Source organism: Alloalcanivorax profundimaris (assembly GCF_015265435.1).
GTDB lineage: Bacteria > Pseudomonadota > Gammaproteobacteria > Pseudomonadales > Alcanivoracaceae > Alloalcanivorax > Alloalcanivorax profundimaris.
In genome coordinates this window covers 101,447-124,545 of the sequence record NZ_JABJWH010000037.1, presented here as the reverse complement: position 1 = coordinate 124,545, position 23,099 = coordinate 101,447, and the positions used below count along the sequence as shown (strand labels likewise).

At 66.8% G+C, this 23,099-nt stretch carries 20 protein-coding genes and 1 riboswitch; of the genes, 10 read left to right on the top strand and 10 right to left on the bottom strand.

Annotated elements, in window-relative coordinates; all coding sequences use genetic code 11:
* Positions 1-26 precede the first annotated feature (26 nt).
* The 3 genes from HMJ39_RS17300 to tkt are packed head-to-tail and all read right to left on the bottom strand — an operon-like array spanning position 27 to position 4,268.
* Complete coding sequence (locus HMJ39_RS17300) at positions 27-1,190, bottom strand: phosphoglycerate kinase (RefSeq protein WP_161382509.1); 1,164 nt, start codon at positions 1,188-1,190, stop codon at positions 27-29.
* Positions 1,191-1,228: 38 nt separating this feature from the next.
* Positions 1,229-2,239: a type I glyceraldehyde-3-phosphate dehydrogenase gene (locus tag HMJ39_RS17295; RefSeq protein ID WP_194298252.1), complete on the bottom strand. Its 1,011-nt coding sequence runs from the start codon at positions 2,237-2,239 to the stop codon at positions 1,229-1,231.
* A 22-nt stretch (positions 2,240-2,261) separates the two neighbouring features.
* On the bottom strand, positions 2,262-4,268 hold the full coding sequence (gene tkt / locus HMJ39_RS17290; RefSeq protein WP_194298251.1) for a transketolase: 2,007 nt from the start codon (positions 4,266-4,268) through the stop codon (positions 2,262-2,264).
* A 204-nt stretch (positions 4,269-4,472) separates the two neighbouring features.
* Between tkt and HMJ39_RS17285 the strand changes: the two genes are divergently transcribed.
* The 8 genes from HMJ39_RS17285 to HMJ39_RS17250 all read left to right on the top strand — a co-directional run bounded on the left by HMJ39_RS17285 (position 4,473) and on the right by HMJ39_RS17250 (position 13,125).
* Complete coding sequence (locus HMJ39_RS17285) at positions 4,473-5,516, top strand: ArsR/SmtB family transcription factor (RefSeq protein WP_228462442.1); 1,044 nt, start codon at positions 4,473-4,475, stop codon at positions 5,514-5,516.
* Entirely contained in the window at positions 5,509-6,657 is a 1,149-nt protein-coding gene (metK, locus tag HMJ39_RS17280; RefSeq protein WP_194298249.1) for a methionine adenosyltransferase, read from the top strand. Before HMJ39_RS17285 ends, metK begins: the two co-directional genes overlap by 8 nt.
* A gap of 113 nt (positions 6,658-6,770) precedes the next feature.
* Positions 6,771-6,848: riboswitch (S-adenosyl-L-homocysteine riboswitch) on the top strand.
* A 20-nt stretch (positions 6,849-6,868) separates the two neighbouring features.
* A complete protein-coding gene (ahcY, locus tag HMJ39_RS17275) occupies positions 6,869-8,257 on the top strand; it encodes an adenosylhomocysteinase (protein ID WP_194298248.1) in 1,389 nt (462 codons plus the stop codon).
* Between the two features lie 57 nt (positions 8,258-8,314).
* Complete coding sequence (metF, locus tag HMJ39_RS17270) at positions 8,315-9,145, top strand: methylenetetrahydrofolate reductase [NAD(P)H] (RefSeq protein WP_194298247.1); 831 nt, start codon at positions 8,315-8,317, stop codon at positions 9,143-9,145.
* A 263-nt stretch (positions 9,146-9,408) separates the two neighbouring features.
* On the top strand, positions 9,409-10,221 hold the full coding sequence (locus tag HMJ39_RS17265; RefSeq protein ID WP_194298246.1) for a glycine/sarcosine N-methyltransferase: 813 nt from the start codon (positions 9,409-9,411) through the stop codon (positions 10,219-10,221).
* Entirely contained in the window at positions 10,218-11,054 is an 837-nt protein-coding gene (locus HMJ39_RS17260; RefSeq protein WP_194298245.1) for an SAM-dependent methyltransferase, read from the top strand. The genes HMJ39_RS17265 and HMJ39_RS17260 overlap by 4 nt, the downstream gene beginning before the upstream one ends.
* Positions 11,055-11,232: 178 nt before the next feature.
* Positions 11,233-12,177 carry a DegV family protein gene (locus HMJ39_RS17255; RefSeq protein WP_194298244.1) on the top strand — a complete coding sequence of 315 codons (945 nt, stop codon included), beginning with the start codon at positions 11,233-11,235 and terminating at the stop codon, positions 12,175-12,177.
* 60 nt (positions 12,178-12,237) lie between these two features.
* Positions 12,238-13,125 carry an alpha/beta hydrolase gene (locus HMJ39_RS17250; RefSeq protein WP_194298243.1) on the top strand — a complete coding sequence of 296 codons (888 nt, stop codon included), beginning with the start codon at positions 12,238-12,240 and terminating at the stop codon, positions 13,123-13,125.
* A 228-nt stretch (positions 13,126-13,353) separates the two neighbouring features.
* Here the strand turns inward: HMJ39_RS17250 and HMJ39_RS17245 are convergent, their stop codons facing one another.
* The 3 genes from HMJ39_RS17245 to HMJ39_RS17235 all read right to left on the bottom strand — a co-directional run bounded on the left by HMJ39_RS17245 (position 13,354) and on the right by HMJ39_RS17235 (position 16,260).
* Positions 13,354-14,409 (bottom strand): AraC family transcriptional regulator, encoded by a 1,056-nt coding sequence (locus HMJ39_RS17245; RefSeq protein WP_194298242.1) that lies wholly within the window; start codon positions 14,407-14,409, stop codon positions 13,354-13,356.
* Between the two features lie 77 nt (positions 14,410-14,486).
* On the bottom strand, positions 14,487-15,299 hold the full coding sequence (dkgB, locus tag HMJ39_RS17240; RefSeq protein ID WP_194298241.1) for a 2,5-didehydrogluconate reductase DkgB: 813 nt from the start codon (positions 15,297-15,299) through the stop codon (positions 14,487-14,489).
* An 82-nt stretch (positions 15,300-15,381) separates the two neighbouring features.
* Entirely contained in the window at positions 15,382-16,260 is an 879-nt protein-coding gene (locus HMJ39_RS17235) for a LysR family transcriptional regulator (RefSeq protein ID WP_194298240.1), read from the bottom strand.
* A 105-nt stretch (positions 16,261-16,365) separates the two neighbouring features.
* Between HMJ39_RS17235 and HMJ39_RS17230 the strand changes: the two genes are divergently transcribed.
* Complete coding sequence (locus HMJ39_RS17230) at positions 16,366-17,475, top strand: S-(hydroxymethyl)glutathione dehydrogenase/class III alcohol dehydrogenase (protein WP_194298239.1); 1,110 nt, start codon at positions 16,366-16,368, stop codon at positions 17,473-17,475.
* 131 nt (positions 17,476-17,606) lie between these two features.
* A complete protein-coding gene (gene fghA, locus HMJ39_RS17225) occupies positions 17,607-18,464 on the top strand; it encodes an S-formylglutathione hydrolase (protein ID WP_306801141.1) in 858 nt (285 codons plus the stop codon).
* A gap of 62 nt (positions 18,465-18,526) precedes the next feature.
* On the opposite strand, the gene HMJ39_RS17220 is transcribed toward fghA, so the two are convergent.
* The 4 genes from HMJ39_RS17220 to HMJ39_RS17205 form a co-directional block, all read right to left on the bottom strand.
* Entirely contained in the window at positions 18,527-19,801 is a 1,275-nt protein-coding gene (locus tag HMJ39_RS17220) for an MATE family efflux transporter (RefSeq protein WP_194298261.1), read from the bottom strand.
* 205 nt (positions 19,802-20,006) lie between these two features.
* The gene (locus HMJ39_RS17215) at positions 20,007-21,098 is read right to left on the bottom strand and encodes a patatin-like phospholipase family protein (RefSeq protein ID WP_194298238.1); all 1,092 of its coding nucleotides are present in this window, start codon (positions 21,096-21,098) and stop codon (positions 20,007-20,009) included.
* Between the two features lie 76 nt (positions 21,099-21,174).
* Entirely contained in the window at positions 21,175-21,966 is a 792-nt protein-coding gene (locus HMJ39_RS17210; protein ID WP_194298237.1) for a hypothetical protein, read from the bottom strand.
* Positions 21,963-23,072 (bottom strand): AI-2E family transporter, encoded by a 1,110-nt coding sequence (locus HMJ39_RS17205; RefSeq protein ID WP_194298236.1) that lies wholly within the window; start codon positions 23,070-23,072, stop codon positions 21,963-21,965. The genes HMJ39_RS17210 and HMJ39_RS17205 overlap by 4 nt, the downstream gene beginning before the upstream one ends.
* Positions 23,073-23,099: the final 27 nt, after the last annotated feature.

Below are 23,099 nucleotides of genomic sequence, written 5' to 3'. Positions count from 1 at the left end.
TTTCCCTCTGGTTGTCCGTTTAGGTCTCAGTCCCGGGCCCGTTCCTCGAGGACCGCCACCGCCGGCAGCACCTTACCTTCCACGAATTCCAGGAAGGCGCCACCACCGGTGGAAATATAACTGATGCGGTCGGCGATGCCGTACTTGTCCACCGCCGCCAGGGTATCGCCGCCGCCGGCGATGGAAAACGCCTCGCTGTCGGCGATGGCTTCCGCCAGCTCCTTGGTGCCTTCACCGAACTGGTCGAATTCGAACACGCCCACCGGGCCGTTCCAGACGATGGTGCGCGCCTCCTTCATCAGGGCGGCGAACACATGGGCGGTTTGCGGGCCCACGTCCAGGATCAGGTCGTCCTCGGCCACGTCCTCCACCTTCTTGGTGGTGGCTTCCGCGTTCTCGGCGAATTCCTTGGCCACCACCACGTCCACGGGCAGCGGGATGTGCACCTTCTCGGCGAGCGTTTTCGCCGCCGGGATCAGGTCCTTCTCGCACAGCGACTTGCCCACCGGATGGCCGGCGGCGGCCAGGAAGGTGTTGGCGATGCCGCCACCGACGATCAGCTGGTCCACCTTGTCCGCCAGGGCATCCAGCACTTCCAGCTTGGTGGAGACCTTGGAGCCGCCGACGATGGCCACCAGCGGCTTGGCCGGTTCCAGCAGCGCCTTGCCGAGCGCGTCCAGCTCATTGGCCAGCAGCGGGCCGGCACAGGCCACCGGCGCGAACCGGGCCACGCCGTGGGTGGAGGCCTGGGCGCGGTGGGCGGTGCCAAAGGCGTCCATCACGTAGATGTCGCACAGCGCCGCCATCTTCTTGGCGAGCGCCTCGTCGTCCTTCTTCTCGCCCTTGTTGAAGCGCACGTTCTCGCACAGCACCACCTGGCCTTCCGCCACCTCGACACCGTCGAGCCAGTCCTGGGCCAGGGGCACCTCGCGGCCCAGCAGGCCGCCCAGGTGCTCGGCCACCGGCTTGAGCGAGTACTGCTCTTCGTACTCGCCCTCGGTGGGGCGGCCCAGGTGCGAGAGCAGCATGACACGGGCGCCGGCCTCCAGGGCGTGCTGGATGGTCGGCAGCGAGGCGCGGATGCGGGCGTCGCTGGTTACCTTGCCGTCCTTCACCGGTACGTTCAGGTCCTCGCGGATCAGCACCCGCTTGCCTTTCAGTTCCAGGTCGGTCATGCGTTTGAAATTCATGATTCGTGTTACCTCGTCGATGCCATCCGTCCGGGGTGCTACGCCGCGCCGGCCAGGTCCGAGACCCAGTCCAGAAGGCGATTGGCGTAGCCCCACTCGTTGTCGTACCAGGCCACCACCTGGACCATTTCGCCCTGAACCCGTGTCTGGGTGGCGTCAACGACGGCGGACTCGGGGCGGTGGTTGAAGTCCGCGCTCACCAATGGCTCGTCATTGTAGCCAATCAACGCCGGTAGTTCCTGGGACAGGCGCCGTAGCCAGGGGTTCAGGTCGCCGGCGGCGGGCGTATGCTCCAGCAGCAGGGTCAGCGCCACCATGGCCACGTTGAGCGTGGGCACGCGGATGGAGTGGCCGTCGAGGCGCCCCTCCAGGGCCGGCAGCACCGCCTGCACCGCCTTGATGGCGCTGCTGGTGGTGGGAATGATGTTCTGCGCCCCGGCCCGGCCCCGGCGCGGATCCCGGTGCACGTGATCCAGCAGGGTCTGGTCCGAGGTGTAGGCGTGGATTTCCTTCATCAGCGCCTGGCGCACGCCGAATTCCCGGTCCAGGGCCGCCAGCACCGGCGCCACGCAATGGGTGGTGCAGGAAGCGGCGGACAGTACCCGGCTGTCCGGGTCCAGGTCACCGTCGTTGACGCCGTAGACGATGGTCTGGTCGGCGCGGTCGAAGGGCACCGCGCCGATGATCACCCGGCCGGCGCCGGCGCTCAGGTGGCGGCTGGCGTCCGCGTGGCCACGGAAATGGCCGGAGCATTCCAGCACCAGGTCCACGCCCAGCTCGCCCCAGGGCAGGTCCTCGGGCCGCGCCTCGCTGAACAGCCGCGGCGCCTGCCCGCCGATGCGCAGGCAACCGTCCTCCAGGGCCACCGGGGCGTCCAGGCGGCCGTGGGTGGTGTCATAGCGGGTCAGGTAGAGCAGGTCCGCGGCGCGGCCCAGATCGTTGATCGCCACCAGCGACACGGGCGCGGGGCGGCCCGCCGCCTCGCGCTCGGCGAGCGCGCGAACGAAGGAGCGGCCGATGCGGCCATAACCGTTGATCGCGATCTTCATGCCCGGGCTCCCGGCGATGGCTTCAGAGCAGGCCTTCCACCGCCTGCCGCACGGCCTCGGCGGTAATGTTGAAGTGCTTGTAGAGGTCACCGGCCGGGGCGGACGCGCCGTAGCCGTGCATGCCCACCACCTTGCCGTCCAGGCCCACGAAGCGGTACCAGTAGTCGACGATGGCGGCTTCCACCGCCACCCGGGCGCGCACCGCCGCCGGCAGCACCTGCTCCTGGTAGTCCGCGCTCTGCGCCAGGAAGGTATCGACGCTGGGCATGGACACCACGCGCACGTTCTTGCCCTGCTCGCCCAGCTCCCGGGCCGCGTTCACCGCCAGCTCCACCTCGGAGCCGGTGGCGATGATGATCGCCTCCGGCTGGCCGTCGCCGGTCTGCAGCAGGGTGTAGCCACCCTTGGCCACGTTGCCCAGCACGGTGTCGTCACGCTCCATGCAGGGCAGGCCCTGGCGGGAGAAGATCAGCGCGCAGGGGCCGTCGGTGCGGGTCACGGCGTGTTTCCAAGCCACCGCGGTTTCCACCGTGTCGCAGGGCCGCCAGGTGCTCAGATTCGGCGTCATGCGCAGATTGGCGAGCTGCTCCACCGGCTGGTGGGTGGGGCCGTCCTCGCCCAGGCCGATGGAATCGTGGGTGTAGACCAGAATGTTGGGCTGGTGCATCAAGGCCGCCATGCGCACCGCGTTGCGGGCGTATTCCATGAAGGTCAGGAAGGTGCCGCCGTAGGGGCGCACGCCGCCGTGCAGGCACAGGCCGTTCATGATCGCGGTCATGCCGAATTCGCGCACGCCGTAGTGGATGTAGTTGCCGCTGGCGTCACCGGCGGTGATCGCCTTGCAGCCTTTCCACACGGTGTTGTTGGAGCCGCCCAGATCGGCGGAGCCGCCGGTGAGCTCCGGCAGCAGCGGGCCGAAGGCGTCCAGGGTGTTCTGGCTGGCCTTGCGGCTGGCCAGCTTGTCCATGGCGCTCTGGCACTGGGCCACGAACTCGTCGGCGCGCTGCTCGAACCCGTCCGGCAGGTCGCCGGCCAGGCGCCGCTCGAATTCCGCCGCCAGCTCCGGGTGCTCGGCCTTGTAGGCCTGGAAACGCGCCTGCCAGTCGGCTTCCACCTTGGCGCCCTGGGCGCGGGCGTCCCAGGCCTGGTAGATCTCCTCCGGCACTTCGAAGGCCGGGTGATGCCAGCCCAGGGCGTCCCGGGTCAGGGCCACTTCCTCGTCGCCCAGGGCGGCGCCGTGGGAGTCTTCCTTGCCCTGCTTGTTGGGGCTGCCGAAGCCGATCACCGTCTTGCAGCAGATCAGGGTGGGCTGGTCGGTGTTCTTGCGGGCGTTCTCGATGGCCAGCTTCACTTCCTGGGCGCTGTGGCCGTCCACGTTGGGGATCACGTGCCAGCCGTAGGCGCGGAAGCGCTCCACGGTGTCGTCGGTGAACCAGCCGTCCACCTCGCCGTCGATGGAGATGCCGTTGTCGTCGTAAAAGGCGACCAGCTTGCCCAGGCCCAGGGTGCCCGCCAGGGAGGACACTTCGTGGGAGATGCCCTCCATCATGCAACCATCACCCAGGAAGCAGTAAGTGTAGTGGTCGACGATGTCGTGGCCGTCCCGGTTGAACTGGGCCGCCAGCACCTTCTCCGCCAGGGCCATGCCCACGGCATTGGCGATGCCCTGGCCCAGGGGGCCGGTGGTGGTCTCGATGCCCGGCGCGTCGCCGAACTCCGGGTGGCCGGCGGTGGGGCTGCCGAGCTGCCGGAAGTTCTTGATGTCGTCCAGGCTCACGCCGTAGCCGGTCAGGTGCAGCAGGCTGTAAAGCAGCATGGACCCGTGGCCGTTGGAGAGCACGAAGCGGTCCCGGTCGGCCCAGTGCGGGTTGTCCGGGTTGTGCTTCATGAAGCCGCGCCACAGGACCTCGGCGATATCGGCCATACCCATGGGCGCGCCGGGGTGGCCGCTGTTGGCTTTCTGGACCGCGTCCATGCTGAGCGCGCGAATGGCGTTGGCGAGATCACGGGTGGCGGGAGCAGAGGACATGCACGTCTCCTGGATGATTTTTGGGCAGCGCTGAAAAAGGGGGCGCTATTGTCGCCGAAGCCCGGGATGGGGGCAAACCCCCGGGTTCGCGGGCGGCCCTGGAGCGGGCCCGCGACCTGGGATACCGCTTCAGTCGCGATAAAAACCTATATCAATAAACTTTGATGCAGGCTTCCGGTTGGTCTAGACTCGCGCTTTATGGCAATGAACGCGGCGCATCGGGAACAGCAACTGGACAGCCTGGCGGCCTTCCTAAAGGCAGCGGGCGATCCGTTGCGCCTGGAAGTGCTGCAGGTGCTGGGCCAGAACAGCTTCGGGGTGCTGGAGCTGTGCGAGATCATGGCCATGAAGCAGTCCGGCATGAGCCACCATCTCAAGGTGCTGGCCCAGGCCGGGCTGGTGGAGCGCCGCCGGGAGGGCAACTCGATCTTCTACCGGCGGCGGCTGCCGCCGCCCCAGGCGCCCACGGAAAGGCTTCATGCCGCCCTGTTCGAGGAACTGGACGGCCGCGCCCTGGACGCCGGCACCGGCGAGCGGCTGACCGGGGTCCAGGCCCAGCGAGCGGCGCAGAGCCGGGCGTTCTTCGCCCGCCACGCGGACGGCCTGCCCCGCCAGCAGGAGCTGATCGCCGAGTACGACCAGTACGCCGAGCAGGCCTGCGAGCTGCTCGACCGGGCCCTGGCCTCCACGCCGGCGGGCCTGGCCCTGGAGATCGGCCCCGGCGACGGCCGCTTCCTGGGGCCGCTGGCGGCCCGCTTCCGGCGGGTATTGGCACTCGACAACAGCGAGGCCATGCTGGAGCAGGCCCGCCGCCGGGTCACCGGGGCGGGCCTGACCAATGTGGAGCTGGTGTGCGGCGAATGGCCCCAGGACGGCCGGCGCCTGCCCAAGGCGGACGCGGTGGTGCTGAACATGGTGCTGCACCACCTGCCCTCGCCGGCGGGGGCCCTGGCGGCGGCGGCGGACCAGCTGACCGACGGCGGCGTGCTGGTGCTGGCCGACCTGTGTCGCCATGACCAGCGCTGGGCCTATGACGCCTGCGGCGACTTCTGGCTCGGCTTCGACGAAGCCGACCTGGTGGACTGGGCCGGCCGCGCCGGCCTGGCCCTGCGCGAGAGTCTGTTTCTCGCCATGCGTAACGGTTTTCAGGTGCAGGTGCGCAGCTTCGAGCGCGTATCGGCGAACCCAGGGGCCCGCGACGGCAACGTCCGGGTCCCCTCTATAAGGGAGCAATCCGGTAATGAGTGAATACAGCATCTTTACCTCCGAATCGGTCTCCGAAGGCCATCCGGACAAAATGGCCGACCAGATCTCGGACGCGGTTCTGGACGCCATCATCGCCGATGATCCGCAGGCCCGGGTCGCCGTGGAAACGCTGGTGAAAACCGGCATGGCGATCGTCGCCGGCGAGGTGCGAACCAACACCTACGTGGAACTGGAGGACATCGTCCGCAAGGTGATCCTGGACATCGGCTACGACAGTTCCGACGTGGGCTTCGACGGCGCCAGCTGCGCGGTGCTCAACGGCATCGGCAAGCAGTCCGCGGACATCGCCATGGGCGTGGACGAAGCGGAAGACAAGGAACAGGGCGCCGGTGACCAGGGCCTGATGTTCGGCTACGCCACCGACGAAACCGACACCCTGATGCCCGCCCCGATCTACTTCTCCCACCGGCTGGTGGAACGCCAGGCCCAGCTGCGCAAGAACGGCGTGCTGCCGTGGCTGCGCCCGGACGCCAAGAGCCAGGTGACCCTGCGTTACCAGGACGGCAAGCCGGTGGCGGTGGACGCCGTGGTGCTGTCCACCCAGCACAGCCCGGACGTGACCCAGGCCGCCCTGCGCGAGGCGGTGATGGAGGAGATCGTCAAGCCGGTGCTGCCGGAAGCCTGGCTGCACGAAGGCACCAAGTACCACATCAACCCCACCGGCCAGTTCATCATCGGCGGCCCGATGGGCGACTGCGGCCTCACCGGCCGCAAGATCATCGTCGATACCTACGGCGGCATGGCCCGCCACGGCGGCGGCGCCTTCTCCGGCAAGGACCCGTCCAAGGTGGACCGCTCCGCGGCCTACGCCGGCCGCTACGTAGCCAAGAACATCGTCGCCGCCGGCCTGGCCAGCAAGTGCGAGATCCAGATCAGCTACGCCATCGGCGTGGCCGAGCCGACCTCCATTTCGGTGAACACCTTCGGCACCGGCAAGATCGGCGACGACCGGATCGCCGCCCTGGTGCGCGAGCACTTCGACCTGCGCCCGCGCGGCATCATCGAGATGCTCGACCTGCGCAAGCCGATGTACCGGGCCACCGCCAGCTACGGCCACTTCGGCCGCGAGGGCTTCAGCTGGGAAAAAACCGACAAGGCGGAGGCGCTGAAAGCGGCGCTGTAAGCCAGGAAACGTAAATCAAAACCTCCGTAGGAGCGGCTTCAGCCGCGAAACACCGGCCGCGCACAGCGCTGATCGCGACTAAAGTCGCTCCTACAAGAACCTACAACCCCATCGTCATCGAGGGGCGCTGCAGCGGGTGACCGCGAGGCTCGATGACACCGGGTCGAAACGAACAACGGCGCCCATTCGCTGACCACGAATGGAGAAAGAAATGAACGCTCAACCGGAAGCCTTGCAGGACTACAAGGTCGCGGATATTTCCCTGGCCAAATGGGGCCGCGCGGAAATCGAGATCGCGGAAACCGAAATGCCGGCGCTGATGGCGATCCGCGACAAATACCGCGCCCAACAGCCCCTCAAGGGGGCCCGCATCATCGGCTGCATCCACATGACGATTCAGACCGCGGTGCTGATCGAAACCCTGAAGGAGCTGGGCGCGGAAGTGCGCTGGTCCTCGTGCAACATCTTCTCCACCCAGGACCATGCCGCCGCGGCCATCGCCGAAGCCGGGGTGCCGGTGTTCGCCTGGAAAGGCGAGACCGAGGAGGAGTACATGTGGTGCATCGAGCAGACCTGCCGCGACGGCGCCGGCAACATCTGGGACGCCAACATGATCCTGGACGACGGCGGCGACCTGACCGCCTACATCCACGACACCTACCCGGAGATGCTGGACAAGATCCACGGCATCACCGAGGAAACCACCACCGGCGTGCATCGTCTCTACGACATGCTCAAGAAGGGCACCCTGAAAGTGCCGGCGGTGAACGTGAACGACTCCGTCACCAAGAGCAAGAACGACAACAAATACGGATGCCGTCACTCGCTCAACGACGCCATCAAACGCGCCACCGACCACCTGATGTCCGGCAAGAAAGCGCTGGTGGTGGGCTACGGCGACGTGGGCAAGGGCTCCGCCCAGTCCCTGCGCCAGGAAGGCATGATCGTGAAGGTCACCGAGATCGATCCGATCTGCGCCATGCAGGCCTGCATGGACGGCTTCGAGGTGGTGAGCGCCTACAAGGACGGCGTCAACAACGGCACCGAGGCCGCCATCAACAAGGAGCTGCTGGGCAACACCGACATGCTGGTGACCACCACCGGCAACCTGAACGTGTGCGACGCTCACATGCTCAAGGCGCTCAAGAAAGGCGCGGTGGTGTGCAACATCGGTCACTTCGACAACGAGGTGGACACCGCCTTCATGCGCGAGACCTGGGAATGGGAAGAAGTGAAGCCCCAGGTGCACAAGGTATGGCGTGACAAGAACAACGCCGACTTCCTGCTGCTGCTCTCCGAGGGCCGCCTGGTCAACCTGGGCAACGCCACCGGCCACCCCAGCCGCATCATGGACGGTTCCTTCGCCAACCAGGTGCTGGCGCAGATGTACCTGTTCGACCAGGGCTACGCCGGCCACTCCGACACCGTGAAGGAGAAGATGCTCAAGGTGGAAGTGCTGCCCAAGCATCTGGATGAGGAAGTGGCCCAGTACATGGTGCAGGGCTTCGGCGGCGTGATCACCAAGCTCACCGCCGACCAGGCCGAGTACATCGGCGTCAACGCCGACGGCCCGTTCAAGCCGGACCACTACAAGTACTGACCCCAGCGCCCGGCGTTCCCGCACCGGGAACGCCGGGCACGACAAGGCTTTTCAAACATGAGCAAACGCATCAGCTTCGAGTTTTTCCCGCCCAAGACCGAACAGGGCCGGGAGAAACTGCTGAACACCCAGAAAAAACTGCTGGTGAAGAAGCCGGAATTTTTTTCCTGCACTTTCGGCGCCGGCGGCTCCACCCGGGATTACACCCGCCAGATGGTGGATCTGCTGCGCGAGCAGCACGCCGACACCGCGCCCCATTTGAGCTGCATCGGCCAGAGCCGTGACGAAATCATGGAACTGGTGAACGGCTACAAGGAAAAGGGCGTCACCCGCATCGTGGCACTGCGCGGCGACCTGCCCTCGGGCATGGGCTACGCCCAGAGCGAGGTGAAGTACGCCGACGACCTGGTGGCGCTGATCCGCGCGGAAACCGGCGATCACTTCAACCTGGAAGTGGCGGCCTATCCGGAGAACCACCCGCAATCACGCAGCTTCGACGACGACATCGAGCACTTCAAGCGCAAGATCGACGCCGGCGCCGACAGCGGCATCACCCAGTATTTCTACAACGCGGACGCCTACGGCTACTACATGGACGAGCTGCGCCGCCGTGGCTGCGACGCGCCGGTGTACCCGGGCATCATGCCGATCCTCAACGTGGCCAACCTGTTCCGTTTCTCGGACAACTGCGGCGCGGACATTCCGCGCTGGCTGCGCGGCCGCCTCGACGACATCCGCGACGACGAAGCGGCGGTGAAAGCCTTCGGCGAGGAAGTGGTGACCCGCCTGTGCGAACGGCTGCTGGCCATGGGCGCGCCGGGCCTGCACTTCTACACCATGAACCAGGCCGCGCCGATCCTGCGCATCCTCGACAACCTGGGGCTTTGAGGACGTCCAAGGCGCGCAGCGCGCGCCTTACCTTCCCTCTTTCTCACCGCGCTTCGCCACAGGCCTGGAAAATGACCGCCACATGCTCTAGCTTGTGATGTGATTCAACGATCCAGCGAGACGGTGCTCGCGTCTTTTCGAGGCGCCACGGCGCCGCTCGTCCATGATTTTTCGGTCGCCCGGAGCGACCGCTTTTTTGACGTTTTTCTTTCATTTTCAGCAGGAGGGCCGGGTACGCGGTTAGATACGAGAGGAGACCCGACATGAATACTGCGGTGCAGGAACAATCCTTTGGCAGCAAGCCGGAGGAATGTCGCGATACTGATCATTATCTCGAGGAATACATCGGCGGCTTCGTCAACAAGTGGGACGATCTCATCGACTGGGACAGTCGCGCCGCCAGCGAAGGCGATTTCTTCATCCAGAAGCTCAAGGAACACGGCGCCAAACGGGTGCTCGACGTGGCCTGCGGCACCGGCTTTCATTCGGTGCGGCTGATGGAAGCGGGCTTCGACCTGGTGAGCGCCGACGGCAGCCCGGAAATGCTGTCCAAGGCCTTCAGCAACGGTCGCAAGCGCGGCCATATTCTACGTACCATTCAATCCGACTGGCGCTGGCTCAACCGGGACGTGCACGGCCGCTACGACGCCATCATCTGCCTGGGCAATTCCTTTACCCATCTGTTCAACGAACACGACCGGCGCAAGACCCTGGCGGAATTCTATTCGGCGCTCACCCACGACGGCCTGCTGATTCTCGATCAGCGCAATTACGACGCCATTCTGGATCTGGGCTATTCCAGCAAACACACCTACTACTACTGCGGCGACGACGTCTCGGTGTATCCGGAGTACGTGGATCACGGCCTGGCCCGGTTCCGCTACGCCTTTCCGGACCAATCCGTGTTTCATCTGAACATGTACCCGCTGCGCAAGAACTACGTGCGCCGGCTGATGCGCGAAGTGGGCTTCCAGCAGGTGGAAACCTACGGCGATTTCAAGGAGACCTACCGCGACGCGGAACCGGACTTCTTCATTCATTGCGCGCAGAAGAGCTACGTGGAGACCGACTCATGAACAGCGCCTACAGTAACGCGGTGAACACCGCCCGCGACTACTACAACAGCGACGACGCCGACCAGTTCTACGCCCGGGTGTGGGGCGGCGAGGACATTCATGTGGGGCTCTACGAAAACGATGAGGAGCCGATCTTCGACGCCAGCCGCCGTACCGTGGCGCACATGGCGGACATGGTGGGCGAGCTGACCCCGGAACACCGGGTCATCGACCTGGGCGCCGGCTTCGGCGGCGCCGCCCGCTTTCTGGCGCGTAACTACGGCTGCCGGGTGACGGCGCTGAACCTGTCCGAGGTGGAGAACGAACGGGACCGCGCCCTCAACGAAAGCGAGGGCCTCGACCATCTGGTGGAGGTCACGGACGGCAACTTCGAAGCCACGCCCTTCGAGGACGGCAGCTTCGACGTGGTCTGGTCCCAGGACGCCCTGCTGCACAGCGGCGAGCGGGCCGCCGTGGTCCGCGAAGTGGCGCGCCTGCTCAAGCCCGGCGGCGTGTTCATCTTCACCGATCCGATGCGCACCGACCACTGCCCGGACGGCGTGCTGCAGCCGATCCTCGACCGGCTGCACCTGGACACCCTGGGCTCGCCGGGCTTTTACCGGGAGCAATGCGCGGCCAACGGCCTGGAGGAAATCGGCTTCGAGGACCACTCCCGGCAGTTGCCCCGTCATTACGGACGCGTGCTCGGGGAAACCCGGGCCCGGGAGCCGGAACTGCGCGGCGACATTTCGCCGGCTTACATCGAGCGCATGCGGAAAGGTCTCGAGCACTGGGTGGAAGGCGGCGACCACGGCCATCTGTGCTGGGGCGTGTTTCGTTTCCGCAAACCCTGATCCGACACCGGGCGGCGGCGCCCCGCCGCCCGGCGACTCCGATTCCCCACTCTCGCAAGGAAGCCGTTCACAGGCTTTTTCCCGGGCTTTTCCGGATCTTTTCAGTAGTGTTGCAGGTCACACTTTTTTCGCTAGACTCATTTTAAGAAAGCGGCATTAGCCCGTGGGGGACCTTGTTATGAGAATCGGTCTGGTGGTGGATTCCGGTTGCGATCTGCCCAAGTCCTTTATTGAAGAGCACGGCATTCTGATTCTGCCGGTTTCCATCAAACTGGGGGAGCAGGTCATCGTCGACGACCGCGACCCGGAGCGCACCCGCCAGTTCTACGCCACGGAAGTGGCGGAAAAGGCCCATGACGCGGTCTCGGTGCCCTTCACCATGGAGCAGATCAAGGCCCTGTTCCTGGACAAGGTGGTGGTGGATTTCGACTACGCCCTGGTGCAGACCGTGCCCAAGAGCCGCAGCCCGATCTTCGACAACGCCACCGAGGCGTCCCACGCCATCCTTCGCGAGTACAAACCGATCCGCAAGGAAGCCGGCGTGGAAGGCCCGTTCGCGCTGCGCGTGACCGACAGCCAGACCCTGTTCGCCGGCCAGGGCGCCCTGGCGGCGGAAACCGCCCGGCTGATCCAGTCCGGCATGAAGATCACCGAGATCCGGCAAACCGTGGAAGTGCTGGCCAGCCAGGCCACCGGCTACGCGGTGGTGCCGGACATTTATTACCTGCACAAGCGCGCCAAGAAACGCGGCGACAAGAGCGTGAGCTGGGCCGGCGCCCTTCTTGGCAACGCCCTGGACATCAAGCCGGTGCTCTGCGCGCGCCAGGACGAGACCTTCCCGGTGGCCAAGATGCGCGGCTTCGACGCCGGCGTGGAGGCGATGTTCCGTCACGGGGTGCGCTGCATCGAGCGCGGCCTGGCGGCGCCGGTGATCTGCGTGAGCTACGCCGGCGACGAGAGCCGCATCCGCCAGATGCCGGGCTTTGACAAGCTCGCCGAAGCCGCCCGCGCCCACGACGTGGCCTTGCTGCTCAGCACCATGGGCCTCACCGGCGCGGTGAACATCGGCCCCGGCGCCATCAGCCTGGGCATGATCGTCGACGATCCCGCCTTCGAGGCCTGACCCTCACCCGCCCTTGATCACGGCCCGGCCAGCATGGCGTTTTGCCCGCACGGAGACGCCATGCGCCTGTTGCCGCTATTCCTGATCCTCGCCGCCCTGGTTGGCTGTACGCGCCACCTGGGCGCCCCCGACACCCCCACCGCCGCGCCGACGGCCCACTCCGAGGCGGTCACCGTGATCCGTGACCGGGTCTATACCCCGGCGGACTGGCCCCAGGCCCTGCACGCGGACCTGTACCGCCCCCGCGCCGAGGGCCGCTACCCGGCGGTGCTGGTGGTGCACGGCGGCGGCTGGGCACGCCGCTCCAAGGCGGACATGGCCGATCTGTCCCGGGATCTGGCGGAGCACGGTTTCGTGGCGGTGAACATTGAGTACCGGTTCGCGCCGGCCCATACCTTCCCGGCCCAGCTCCAGGATCTGCAAATGGCCATGCGCTGGCTGCACACCCACGCCGACGACTACGGCGTGGATCGGGCCCGGGTCGGCGCCTGGGGCTATTCCTCCGGAGCCCACCTGGTGACCCTGCTGGCCACCGTGGCGGCCAACCCGGACAGCCCGCTGAACCGCCCCCACGGCGGCCCGGTGACCCGCCCCCGGGCGGTGGTGGCCGGCGGCACGCCCACCGACCTGCGCCTTTTCCAGGGGGGTGAACTGGTGCCGCAATTCCTGGGCGGCGGCCAGGACGAGATTCCCGCCGTGTACGCCCAGGCGTCGCCGGTGACTCAGGTCACCGGCCACACGCCGCCGATGTTCCTGTACCACGGTACCTGGGATGGCGTGGTACCGGTGGAACACGCACGGATCATGCGCCGGGCCTTGCTGGCCAATGGCGTGGACAATGAACTCTATCTGATGAAGGGACGCGGGCACGTGGCCGCCTTTCTGTTCGGCGGCGGCGCGGAAGAGGCCGGCATGGCGTTTCTCGGGCGGCACCTGGCGGTGCCTTGAAAACGGCTGGCCGGAACCCCGCCGCCAGGCCCTTCCCCCCGGTAGGCCCGGCGGCGGGTTTCGGTTCCGGTGCCGTTGATCGCCACCTTGCTGGTCGATGGCCGTCGCGGACAGCCCACAACCCCAGGTTCCCCCCCGGGCGCGGCGATCAAGGCATCATTTTGCAGTGCAAGCGGAGGCCCGGCTTGCCCGTCCGTCCCGAAAACGTTGTCCGTGTGTCCCCCCGCGCTAGAGCTGGCGCAACCAGTGGTGGAAGGCGGGGCTGGCCAGCGCCCGGGGCAGCGGGTCGCCCTCTCCGGCGCGGGCCTGCTCGATGGCGTCGCTGGGCGTCATGGCGAAGGCGCGGCGGAACAGCCGGCAGAAATGGCTCTGGCTGTCGAAGCCCCAGCGCAGAGCCACGTCCACCACCCGGTCGCCGGTGATCGGGGCGCGGCGCAGATCCCGGAAGCAGCGCTCCAGGCGCTGCTCGCGGACATAGGCGGCGATGCCGCCCAGGGGCTGGAACAACCGGTAGAGCCGGCTGCGCGAGCAGCCAAAGCGACGGCACAGCCGCGTCGGCGACAGGTCCTCATCGAGATGGGCCCGGATGTAGACGAGCATGGCGTCCAGCCCGGCCCGCTCCAGGGCCAGGCCGCCGGCCTCCGACGGCCGGGCGCCCGGGGCGTCCGGGCCGGCGAAGGCGCCGGCCACGGCCCCCACCAGAAGGCGGTTGACGCCGTCCAGGTCGGCCAGGGTCAGCGACGGCAGGCTGTGCCACACCGACACCAGATGATGGGCGAGGATGGTGGTCACCGGACGGCCCGCCGCCAGCACCTGGCCGTGGCGGGGCCGCACCCCGGGGGTCAGCGCCGCGAACACTTCCCGGGGAATCACCACGGACAGCACCTGGGAGGTGGGCGCCCGGGTCTCCAGGGTGCGGCCCAGGTCCAGCAGGCCGATGTCCCCGGCGCCCACACGCACCGGCCGGTCGCCGTTGTGGCCCAGGTAACCACCCTGCTGGTAGAGCTGCACCAGCCAGTGATCACCGCCCTCGGCCTCGTCGCGGCCGGGGTGGCGTTGAAACGCCAGCGGCGTGAACCCGCAGCGGGCCATGAACACCTCGCGCAGGTCGTAGCTTTCCACCCAGGCGTGGAAGTCACCGCCGGCGGCGGGCACGGAATCGAACAGGGGGCGCACGCTTTGCCGCCAGACCGGGAAGCGGTCCGCCTCGGGAAAGCGTTCGGCGCGGAACAAATCGTGGGGCAGACCAGCCTCCTGGCGGTCCGCCTGCCCGGAAGACGTCACCCTCGACCTCCAAAAACCGGAACCAGTTCAAAGAACAGGTACCATGGAGGCCAGTGGCGTACAAGTCACGGCGCGGCCTAGCGGTCCCAGTCCGGGGCGAAATCCGGGTCGGCGATGCGTTCGCCGCGATCCAGGCTCTCGATGATGGCCACGTCGTCGTCCTCGATGCGCAGATCCAGGGCCGCCAGGTTGGCCTTCAGGTGCGCTTCCTTGGTGGACGAGGGGATCACCACGATGCCCTGCTGGTGCAGCCAGGCCAGCACCAGCTGGGCCGGGGTGGCGTCGTACTTCTCGGCCAGCTTCTTGAGGGTGTCGTCCTCCATCACCTTGCCCACCGCCAGGGGCATGTAGGCGGTAACGGTGAGGCCGGCGCTCTTCACCGCCTCGATCACCTTGCGGTTGGTGAGGAAGGGGTGCACTTCCACCTGGTTGGTGATCAGGTGCTCGCCGCCGGGCAGGCCGCGTGCTTTCTCAAGCTGGGCGACGGTGAAGTTGGATACGCCCACTTGCCTGGCCAGGCCCCGTTGTTTGGCCTCCGCCAGGGCGCCGATGTATTCCTCCATGGGCACTTCGTCGCCGGGGCTGGGCCAATGGATCAGGGCCAGGTCCACGCTGTCGACGCGCAGCCGGTTGACGCTTTCCTGCAGGCTCTTCAGCAGGTCGTCGTGGCGCAGCCGGTCGTGCCAGATCTTGGTGGTCAGGAACACCTCATCGCGGGGCACGTCATGGGCGTCCAGGGCGGCGCCCACGGTTTCCTCGTTGTCGTACATCTGGGCGGTGTCGATGTGGCGGTAGCCCAGATCCAGGGCCTTGTGGATGCTGCCCATCAGTTGCTCGCCCTTGAGCCGGAAGGTGCCCAGCCCCAGGGACGGAATGCTCGCCTTAGCCATGTTCTCTCCTTGCCGATCGGGTTAATCCGTCAACGGGATGTACCTGACGGCGGGTGAAGCACCTTTCAAGGCCCGGACCGCTTCAGTCGCGATCCGCCATGGCCGCCACCAGGAAGTCCACGAACTGCCGCACCTTGGGCGAGAGATGCCGGTGCCGGGGGTAGACCACCCAGACCGCCGTGTGATGGCAGGCGTACTGGTCCAGCACCGAAATCAGCGAGCCATCGTCGAGCCCGTCGCGCACGTAGTAATCCGGCAGCTGCACCAGGCCCAGCCCCTTGCGGGCGGCGTCCAGCAGGGCCAGGCCGGAATTGGCCCGCCAGTTGCCCTGCACCCGCAAGGTGCGATGCTGGCCGTCCACGTCGAAGGCCCAGTGGTCCATGGAACCCAGCAGGCAGTTGTGGCCGCCCAGTTCCCCCAGGGTGTGGGGGCGCGGATGGCGGTCGAAGTAGGCCGCCGAGCCGACCACGTACTCGCGCCGCTCGCACAGCTTGCGGGCGATCAGGGTGGAATCGGGCAGGGCGCCGGTGCGAATCGCCACGTCGAAGCCTTCGTCGATGATGTCCACGCGGCGGTTGGTGAAGTCCATGCGCACCGACAGCTGCGGGTGGGCGACCAGGAAATCGTTGACCACCGGGGCGATGAATTTCTCGCCGAAGGTGGTGGCGCAGGTGAGCTTGAGCACGCCCTTGGGCTGCTGCTGGTAGTCGCTGATGGCGGTGAGCGCTTCCTGGAAGCCGTCGAACAGCTGGGCGCAGTGTTCGTAATAGACGGTGCCGGCGTCGGTGAGGCCCAGCCGCCGGGTGGTCCGGTAGAGCAACTGAGTGCCCAGCTCCTTCTCCAGCCGCGCCACCAGCCGGCTCACATGGGAACTGGAGACGCCCAGGGCACGGGCGGCGCCGGCGAAGGATTCGTGCCGCACTACTTCGACGAAGGCCTCGATGCGGTCCCAGTGCTGCATTGTTGCTCTCCAGCAATAATCTATTGCGCCATGATGCCTTAATCCGCGCCCCGGCGCTGCTCTACCATGGACACCAATGCGATATGGACTCACAGGGAGAACACCATGAAATCAAGAGCCGCCGTGGCCTGGGAAGCGGGCAAACCGCTGGTCATCGAGGAAATCGACGTGGCCGGCCCCAAGGCCGGTGAAGTGCTGGTGCAAATCGTCGCCACCGGCGTCTGCCACACCGACGCTTACACCCTCTCCGGCAAGGACCCGGAAGGCCTGTTCCCCTCGGTGTTCGGCCACGAGGGCGCCGGCATCGTCCAGGAAGTGGGCGAGGGCGTCACCAGCGTGAAACCCGGCGACCACGTGATCCCGCTGTACACCGCCGAGTGCGGCAAGTGCAAATTCTGCCTGTCCGGCAAGACCAACCTGTGCTCCGCGGTGCGCGCCACCCAGGGCAAGGGCCTGATGCCGGACAGCACCAGCCGTTTTTCCCATAACGGCAAGATGCTGCACCACTACATGGGCACCAGCACCTTCTCCGAGTACACCGTGGTGCCGGAAGTGTCCCTGGCCAAGGTCAGCAAGGAAGCACCGCTGGACAAGATCTGCCTGCTCGGCTGCGGCGTCACCACCGGCATCGGCGCGGTGCTCAACACCGCCAAGGTGGAGCCCGGTTCCACGGTGGCGGTGTTCGGCATGGGCGGCATCGGCCTGTCGGTGATCCAGGGCGCGGTGATGGCGAAAGCCGAGCGCATCATCGCCATCGACATCAACGACGACAAGGAGAAGATGGCCCGCCAGTTCGGCGCCACCGACTTCGTCAACCCGACCAAGTACAGCGACTCGATCCAGGAAGTGATCGTCGAGCTCACCGACGGCGGCGTGGATTACTCCTTCGAGTGCATCGGCAACGTCAACGTGATGCGCTCCGCCCTGGAGTGCTGCCACAAGGGCTGGGGTGAATCCATCATCATCGGCGTGGCCGGCGCCGGCGAGGAAATCTCCACCCGCCCGTTCCAGCTGGTCACCGGCCGGGTCTGGAAGGGCTCCGCCTTCGGCGGCGTCAAAGGCCGCACCGAATTGCCCGGCTACGTGGACCGTTACATGAAGGGCGAGATCAAGATCGACGAGTTCGTCACCCACACCATGCCGCTGGATGACATCAACAAGGCGTTCGATCTGATGCACGAAGGCAAGAGCATCCGGTCGGTTATTTTGTACTGAAGCAGGTTTGCTCTGTAGGAGCGGCTTCAGCCGCGATGCAAGCGCCCGCTCACTACGCCCGGGCTGATCGCGGCTGAAGCCGCTCCTACGGCGCGCTCCGCATGTTTCGAATATGACCAAGGGAGTCACCGATGACGACCTCCAATGAACTGGAACTGGTTTCCGCCAACAAGAGTTTCGGCGGCTGGCTGAAGCGCTACAAGCACCACAGCCAGGTGCTCGGCTGCGACATGGTGTTCGCCATCTTCCTGCCGCCGGCGGCGGAGGAACACGACGTGCCGCTGCTGTGGTGGCTGTCCGGGCTGACCTGCACCGATGAGAACTTCACTCAGAAGGCCGGCGCCCAGCGGGTGGCGGCGGAGTTGGGGCTGGCGTTCGTCTGCCCGGACACCAGCCCGCGCGGCACCGACCTGCCCGGTGAGCACGACAGCTACGACTTCGGCTCCGGCGCCGGCTTCTACCTGAACGCGGAGCAGGCGCCCTGGAACAAGCACTACCGGATGTACGACTACGTCACCGAGGAATTGCCGGCGCTGGTGCGCGAGCACTTTCCGCTCAACGGTCGCGAGGCGATCAGCGGGCATTCCATGGGCGGCCACGGCGCCCTGGTGTGCGCCCTCAAGAACCCGGGCCGCTACACCTCGGTGTCCGCGTTCGCGCCCATCGCCAACCCCACGCAATGCCCCTGGGGCGAGAAGGCGTTCGGCGGCTATCTGGGCGACGACCGGGAAAGCTGGAAGCAATGGGACGCCTGCGAGCTGATCGCCGCCGGCGCCAGGGTGGACGAGATCAAGGTGGACCAGGGCGACGCGGACAACTTCTACCAGGATGGGCAGCTACGCCCGGAAGCCCTGGAGAGCGCCTGCCAGGACGCCGGCATTCCACTGACGTTGCAGATGCGGCCCGGCTACGACCACTCCTACTTCTTCATCGCCAGCTTCATCGACGACCATCTGCGCTACCACGCGCATCACCTGCGCAGCGCCTGAAAGCAGGGATGGCTCGCGGGGATGGCTGAAGCGATACGCCGCCCGGCCGATCCTCCGGGGGCCTACAGAGCATCCAGGTGGCGGCGCAGGCCTTTCTTATAGAAGGTCCAGGCCATGGCGCCGGCGAGCAGATTGCCGGCGCCGGCGCCGATGGCCAGCCCGGTGAGCCCGCCCAGCCAGGCGCCCAGCCATAGCAACGGCAAGTAACAGGCGAACAGGCGCAGGAAGGAAATCAGCATGGCGCGCATGGGCCAGCCCAGGGCGTTACTGGCCGATACCACCAGCATGCACACGCCGAGCAGCCCGTAGCTGGGCGGCAGGAAGCGGATCAGTTGGGTGAGGGCTTCACGCACCGCCGGGCTGTCCACCAACAGCGCCGCCAGGGGCGCGGCGCACAGCGCCACCAACAACCCCAGCAGCACCTGCCAGATCACCACCATGCGCGCGGCGGCGGCCATCACCCGCTCCACCTCTTCCCAGCGGCCGGCGCCGTAGCAGCGGCCCAGCCAGGGCGGCAGCGCCATGGTCATGCCCAGCACCAGCACGATGGAGAAGCTTTCCAGGCGGCTGGTCAGGCCCCAGGCGGCCACCGCCGATTCCCCCAGCCGCGCCACCAGGCCGGTGGCGAGCATGGCCGCCAGGGGCGGCATCAGCTGGCTGACCATGGCGGGCCCGGCGATGTGGGCGAACGGGCCGGCGGAAACACGCACCTCCGCCAGCACCTGGTCGAGCTCCAGCCAGCCGCGCCCGCGCAGGAAGAAGGCGGTGATCAGGCCGCCGCTGACGAACACCGCCAGCGACGCCCAGGCGGCGCCCTCCAGGCCCAGGGCCGGCACCGGCCCGAGGCCGAAGATCAGCAATGGGTCCAGGACCAGGTTCAGCAGGCTGGTGACCATCATCATGGTCCCCGGAAAGCGGGTATTGCCGTGGGCGCGGAACAGGCTGTAGCCGAAATACATCATGGCGCTGGCCCAGGAGGCGCACACCTGAATGTTCCAAAACGGTCGGATCACCTCGCGGATGCGCTCGCTGGCGCCGAGCAGGGCGAAGGCCGGGTCCTGGAGGGCCCATAACAGCAACAGCAATACCGCCATGACGGCGCCGCCGCCGGTGAGCACCAGCACCCCCAGGCGCCCGGCCCGGTGTTCCTCGCCGGCGCCGATGGCCCGGGAGATCAGGGCGGCGATGGCGATGCCCATGCCCACCTGCACGCCGATGGTGAGAAACACCAGGGGGAAGGTAAACGACTGGGCGGCCAGGGGCTCGGTGCCCAGGCGCGCCACGAAGACGCTGTCGACCAGATTGAAGCCCAGCAGCGACAGGGCGCCCAGGGTCATGGGCCAGGTTTGCCGCCAGATTTGACGGGTCAGGGAGGAATCGGCGTGGCGCACGGAGGCTCCGGCGGATTACGGGAGCGGCAAGCCTAACACAGGAGGGGTGACCGCATGGACGGGGGGGATCGCGACTGAAGTCGCTCCTACAACGGGACGGAGGTCCTCGCCGTAGGAGGGACCGGGCGGCGCACCGCTTCAGTCGCGATTGTCACAGCGGCGTAAGGCGGTCCGCGAACTTGCCGGTCTCCACCAGCTCCAGGAACTCGTCGCCCAAACGCCGGCTCTCGTCGATGGCCTGGCGCCAGGCCCGCTCGCGGGCCGGGTCGTCGCCCAGGTAGCGCTTGAAGTCGGAGCGGTCCGGCAGCTTGCCGTCCGGCAGCCGCGCCAAGTAATCCGCCGACGGCGCCACCAGTAAAGTGCGCGACAGCCGGCCGGCGTCGCCGTTGCGCCAACGCAGGGGCTTGTCGAACCAGCCCGGAATCACCCGGTCGGTGAAGTGTGGATACAGCACCAGCCCCTCGCTGCGATAGGGCAGGTCCAGGTGGTAATCGAGCAGCCCGCCGTCCCGGTACACGCCGGGCGGCGCGCCGGGGATGTCACGCACGCCTTCCAGCACCATGGGGATGGCGGCGCTGGCCAGCAGCACCGCGCGCAGGTTCTTCACATCCAGAGGAATGGCGTGGGTGGTGAAGTCGCGCAGTTGCTCCAGGGGCAGGTCCGGCTCGCCGGTGTAGGCCAGGCCGCGCTCCATGAACGCGCCCAGGGCCCGGCGGCTGAGCAGGTTGCCGCCGATCACCCCGGCCAGACCGAGGCCCAGGCCCAGGGGGTGGTCGCCACCAATCGCGCCCCGGCTGCGGATCACCACCACCACCAGCCGGTAGTCCGGGTTGGTGAGGATGCGGTCGTCGCTGTCGGCCAGCAGGTCCGCCAGCATCTTCTCGCAGCGCCGCGTGACTTCCCGGGGGCGCACGCCCTTGGGAAACCGTTGGGAGGTGTAGAGGTCGGCCAGCCGCGCCAGCCGGTGGGCGGCGTCGCGGCCATCCCGGGCGCCGGCCACGGCGGCGAATCGCCAGCTGCCGATGGAGGCGCCGATCAGGGTGCGCGGGCGCGGCGCCCGGGGCAGGAAGTCGCCGAACACGGCCCGGTCCAGGCCGGCCAGCCCCACCGCTTTGGGACCGCCGGCGGCGCCGGGCACGATGTCCACGTCGCCGGCGCGCAGGCCGTGCTCGAGAAGGTGCGCGCGGGCTTGGGCGCCGGCGCGCAGTATCAGCGCCGGCTCACGGGTATGAATGGCGGGCAAGACGGTTCCCCCGGCTAACGGACCCCGGCCATGCTAACCGCTGGCACGGGAAACACAATGCCGAAAACCGGAGCCGTCAGTTGCGCTCCTGGGGATGGCAATAGATCACCAGTTCGTCCTCCGCCTCGCTTTCGCTGAGCGGCGGATTGAGCGGATCGTTCGCCGCCAGGATTACATCGTAAGTGCGGGAACCGCTCAACGAGCAGTCCACGCGGGCGAAACGCTCTTCGGGATCCACTCCGGTGCGGGCCACCACCAGATTGAGACTGCCCGCATTGGTGCTCTGGTACTCCGTCGCGTCCCCTTGACGGACGCCAGTGGAGAAGTAGTTGCCGGTACCCGAGTCGCTGTAACGCAACGCGAACCCTGACGCATTCAGGTCTTCAGGGTCCACGGTATTGATCACGCGAAACCGGACTCCCGAATCCACATCGCTGGCATTCTGCTCAAAAAGAGCGATGTCCGTGGAGTTGAAACTGGTGTCACCGTAAGAAACCGCAGTGTAGTTGCTGTTATTGGCCAGGTTCACCCGCGTTCGGAATAACCGGCCGCCACTGCTGTTCACGCCTTCCAATGAAACGCTGTTGTCATCGTTATCATTGGCGTCGTCGATGCGGACCCGAAGCTCCGGCCCTTCGTCCTCTCCGGAATAGCCGACACCCGAGACACTATCGCTATCGTCACCGGACAGAGTCACATCGGCCGTCAGCGTGCTCTGATCGGCGGCGCCGTTGCTGGTGATCTGGTTGTAGTAGAACACCGAGGCGTCGGAGCGCAATGAGCCTCCGAAACCGTCGTCATCGTCGTCCCCGCAGCTGCTGGCCACGGCGGCGGCCACCACCAGCGGCGTGAAATACAACAGATTCATGATCGTCTCCCGGGATTACTTCCCTGTTCTTCGTCTCCGGTAGGACCGATGTCCACGTCCGCCGGTTCCGTGTTGAATTCCTGAATGAAGATCTGCCAGAAGGCCACGAACAGGCCCGCCAGCAGCGGCCCCAGGGCGAACCCGGTGATGCCGAACAGCGCCAGCCCGCCGAGGGTGGAGTAGAGCACCACATAGTCCGGCAGCTTGGTGTCCCGGCCCACCAGGATGGGCCGGAGCAGGTTGTCCACCAGGCCGATCACCACGGCGCCGAAGGCGGTCAGGATCACCGCCTCGGCGATGTCGCCCACGGCATACAAATACAGCGCCACTGGCAGCCAGATCAAGCTCGCGCCCACCGCCGGGATCAACGACAGCAGGGCCATGGCCACGCCCCACAGCAACGCCGCCGGGATGCCCAGGATCCAGAAGATCAGGCCACCCAGGGCGCCCTGCACCGCCGCCACCACCAGGTTGCCCTTGATGGTGGCCCGGGTGATCTCGGCGAATTTGTTGAACAGCAGGATTTCCCGGTCATCGCCCAGGGGCAGGGCGCGGATCAGCATGCGCACCAGCTTGGGCCCGTCGCGCAGCAGGAAGAAGGTGAGATACAGCATCAGGCCCAGGTCGATGAAGAACTGGAAGGTGTTCTGACCCACCGCCAGGGCCCGTTTGCCGAGGAACTGGCCGGCGCTTTTCAAGGCGCTGATCAACTGCTGGCCCAGGTTGCCGAACTCCACCCCGGCGCGCTCGAGCATGTGGTAGGCGGTGGGGAAGCCGGTGCGGAAGGCGTCGATGTATTTCTGCGGGTCCAGATCGCCCTGCTGCAGCTTCTGATACATGGCCACGCCCTCGGTAACGAAGGAAGCGGCCACCGCCAGCACCGGGATCACCACCACCACGGTGCAGATCAGCAGGGTGGTCAGGGCCACCAGGTTGGGCCGGCCCGGCCATTTGCGCAGCAGCCGCTGCTGGGCCGGATAGAAGATCAGCGCCACGGCGCAGGCCCAGAAGATGGGCGCGAAGAACGGCTTGAGCACCCACATGAAGGCCACGCTGACCAGCAGCAGCAGAGCCAGGAAGGATTTTTGTTCCAGCGGCGCGCGCATCGCGTCTCCTTGTTAGCGGGCCGGGCG